Genomic DNA, 2,816 nt, shown 5'->3' with positions numbered 1-2,816 from the left:
ACAAAATAGATTATCCGTGTCCCCATCTGATTGCCAGGTGGGGGCTATTTTACGCTTACTTCGCAAACACTATTATACCAAGGTTTGGAGCCCTTTTTTTCAACATTCTGTCTGAAAATAAAGTTATGCGGTTTAATGAACTAAAGCGATTTATCGGTACCATATCTTTTAAAACGCTAAGCATCATGTTAAAAGAGTTGGAGGCAGATGGTCTTATTATACGCATGGAGTTTCCCCAAGTACCTCCAAAAGTTGAATATTCATTATCTGAACATGGTCTTTCTCTCATTACGGTGCTAAATATGATGTGCGAATGGGGGGAGAAAAACAATGTGCCGGCGTTGGGGGCTGTAGTGATAGGCGCATAGCTTTTTTTGTTTAAATCAAAGGCTGTTTTCGCATAAATTGTTGTTTTCTTGACCACTCTATTACAGCTTGATAAAATTCAGAGTGGGGGAGGTGTATAACAAATGTGGACCAAGGTGTATGAAAACGCAAATGAACTCTCAGTTCAAGACCAATTGGAGCTGTTTAATGCTCTTAAAAAGGATTTGTTCCCCGATCAACCAGATAAGATAACAAAGTTGTTAAATCGTATTCGCGAAAGCCGTTTCAATGGCGGGATAGCTTGTGTGCATTGTGGTAGCACATCTGTAAAAAGAAACGGAAAATACAAGACACGCCAACGCTTTCTTTGCAAGGATTGCAATAAAACATTTAATGATATGACTAACACCCCATTTTCAGGATCAAGGTATCCAGAGAAATGGATCAAATTTATGGAAATGATGGTTGAAGGATATACATTGCCTAAAATCGCTAAAAGGCTGGATATCCATATTTCAACAGCCTTTTATTGGAGACATAAGGTTCTGTATTCTTTACGCTCTTTAGACTTTAATCAACTTCAAGGCATTGTAGAGAGCGATGAAACTTTCTTCCGTGAGTCTATGAAGGGAAGAAAAGTAACGCATCGGAATGCAAAAAAAAGAGCTACTAAGGATGAGAAAAGGGGCATTTCTGACCTTAAGATTGCCGTTGTTGTTGCCCAAGATCGAAACCACAATATGATTGCTTTGAAGGCTGGCACGGGGCGTGTAAAAGCTGAAGAAATCGATTCTGTAATTGGTAAATACATCGATTCAAAATCGTTACTTTGTACTGACACAGCTACAAACTATAAGAAATTTGCGAAGTTAAAAGGGCTACAACACGAAACTATCAACGACCACAAGAAACAGCGGGTCAAGAAAGACATCTATCATATTCAAAATGTTAATAACTTTCATAGCCGATTAAAAACTTGGTTGAGACGCTTTCAGGGGGTTGCTACCAAGTATTTAGATAACTATCTATACTGGTTCAGGTGGTTAGAAATAGACAAGCACTTGTCCTTTGAAAAGCAGGTGGAGCAAATGCTTATTTCAGCCTGCCGAAAATCAAATAAAACAACAGTGGAGTTTTTAAGGGCAGTTTAAAAGGACCACCGCGTGGTGACTCTTTATAACTAACGTGCAATCTTAAGTATTACTTCTTATTAGCAACGGCTTTTTTGCATCAATAATAATGGATACCATTCCTAATTGATTAATGGAATTCCTCGTATCAAACCGAAATGATCTTCCTATCTTCCCGTCCATTTCGTTCCAGTATGTATAATGAAAATCTCCGTTCTCATAGCAATACTCCAACAACGTTACTTCAAACCCTGCCATTTCAAATACTGATACAAAAGTTTTTGCATCATAAACTATTTTATGAGATGCCGCAGGATGATTCGCTGGTCCAGGACCTCCGACTTGAACCATCTGTTGATACCAATCGTTACGGAAATTTTTATCGGGAACTGCACAACGAATGTACCCACCAGGTTTTAAAAACTGATAACAATGCTTCGCCGCCGTAATCCCTTCCTCGTAAGTTAGATGTTCCCACACATGTTCAGCCAAAAGTGCATCAATACTCTCTGGTTCAGATAATTTGATCCAACTTTCCAAAGACAGTAAATTCAATTCATCTTCTTGGGTATTAAGCCAACCATCATACTTTGTCTGCCCTGCTCCAATGACCACTTTCATATAAATACCACCATCCAATCTTGATTGAATAATACAACTTACATTATATGTTATTCAACAAATAAATCAATCGTATTTTGTATAAAACAACAAACTTTACGAAAACAGCGAAATCAAAAGAAGAAGTATCTCCCGAACAAGGAAATACTTCTTCTTTTTGACTTCATAAAGCTGCCTTTTACAGGTTGTCAACAAAATTCAAATAATCTTGTGCGCTTATTTCCAATTCGCTCGCAGACGTCTCACTTTCCGTACCGGGCACATTTTCACCCGGCTCGTTTTCCGTACCATAAAACGCAAAGAACGAACGATAATTCGCATAGCAGTATCGGAAGGTCGTTTGTTCAATGCCTTTTACGGCTCTAACCGCTTTCCGTCTTTTTCCAAGATGGCGATCGCTTCGATCTCGATTAAAAGATCAGGACTGAAAAGTTCAGACACTCCGATGTGAGAACGAGCCGGTCTATGTCCATTGAAAAAGGCGTTATAGACTTCGTTTACTTCATTTTGCAAATCCATACGCTTATTAAAGATGGTTGTCTTAACAATATCGTTGATCGTACCTCCGGCAGCTTCCACGACAATTTTGATATTTTCAAGAACAATTTGCGTCTGTTCTTTAATCGAGCTCGGCAGAGACATACCCGTATCGCTTCTCTCGGACTTTGGAACCCAGCCATACAGAGGATAGGCCGTAGCACCCGAGAGGTATAAGGTTGTTGCTCCATGCTTCACTTC

The 2,816-nt window shown here is 39.2% G+C and carries 4 protein-coding genes and 1 pseudogene; 2 read left to right on the top strand and 3 right to left on the bottom strand.

Features of this window, described 5'->3' with window-relative positions; genetic code table 11:
• The first annotated feature begins 5 nt into the window (after nucleotides 1–5).
• Both IEY53_RS34715 and IEY53_RS34710 read left to right on the top strand, forming a co-directional pair.
• Nucleotides 6–368 carry a winged helix-turn-helix transcriptional regulator gene (locus IEY53_RS34715; RefSeq protein WP_229696539.1) on the top strand — a complete coding sequence of 121 codons (363 nt, stop codon included), beginning with the start codon at nucleotides 6–8 and terminating at the stop codon, nucleotides 366–368.
• 102 nt (nucleotides 369–470) lie between these two features.
• A complete protein-coding gene (locus tag IEY53_RS34710; protein WP_189032903.1) occupies nucleotides 471–1,478 on the top strand; it encodes an IS1595 family transposase in 1,008 nt (335 codons plus the stop codon).
• Between the two features lie 42 nt (nucleotides 1,479–1,520).
• On the opposite strand, the gene IEY53_RS34705 is transcribed toward IEY53_RS34710, so the two are convergent.
• The 3 genes and pseudogenes from IEY53_RS34705 to IEY53_RS34700 all read right to left on the bottom strand — a co-directional run.
• Complete coding sequence (locus tag IEY53_RS34705) at nucleotides 1,521–2,078, bottom strand: class I SAM-dependent methyltransferase (RefSeq protein ID WP_189032901.1); 558 nt, start codon at nucleotides 2,076–2,078, stop codon at nucleotides 1,521–1,523.
• A gap of 178 nt (nucleotides 2,079–2,256) precedes the next feature.
• Nucleotides 2,257–2,421 (bottom strand): annotated as a pseudogene (locus tag IEY53_RS35655) (NAD(P)H-dependent oxidoreductase); the annotation flags it as partial.
• An 11-nt stretch (nucleotides 2,422–2,432) separates the two neighbouring features.
• Nucleotides 2,433–2,816, bottom strand: a 384-nt coding sequence (locus IEY53_RS34700; RefSeq protein WP_189032900.1) for a RidA family protein, incomplete at its 5' end; no start/stop codon positions are given.

The organism is Paenibacillus albidus (assembly GCF_014644435.1).
Taxonomy (GTDB): domain Bacteria; phylum Bacillota; class Bacilli; order Paenibacillales; family Paenibacillaceae; genus Paenibacillus_AQ; species Paenibacillus_AQ albidus.
The sequence above is the reverse complement of the archived record's forward strand: the minus strand, read 5'-3'. Positions and strand labels throughout refer to the sequence as shown.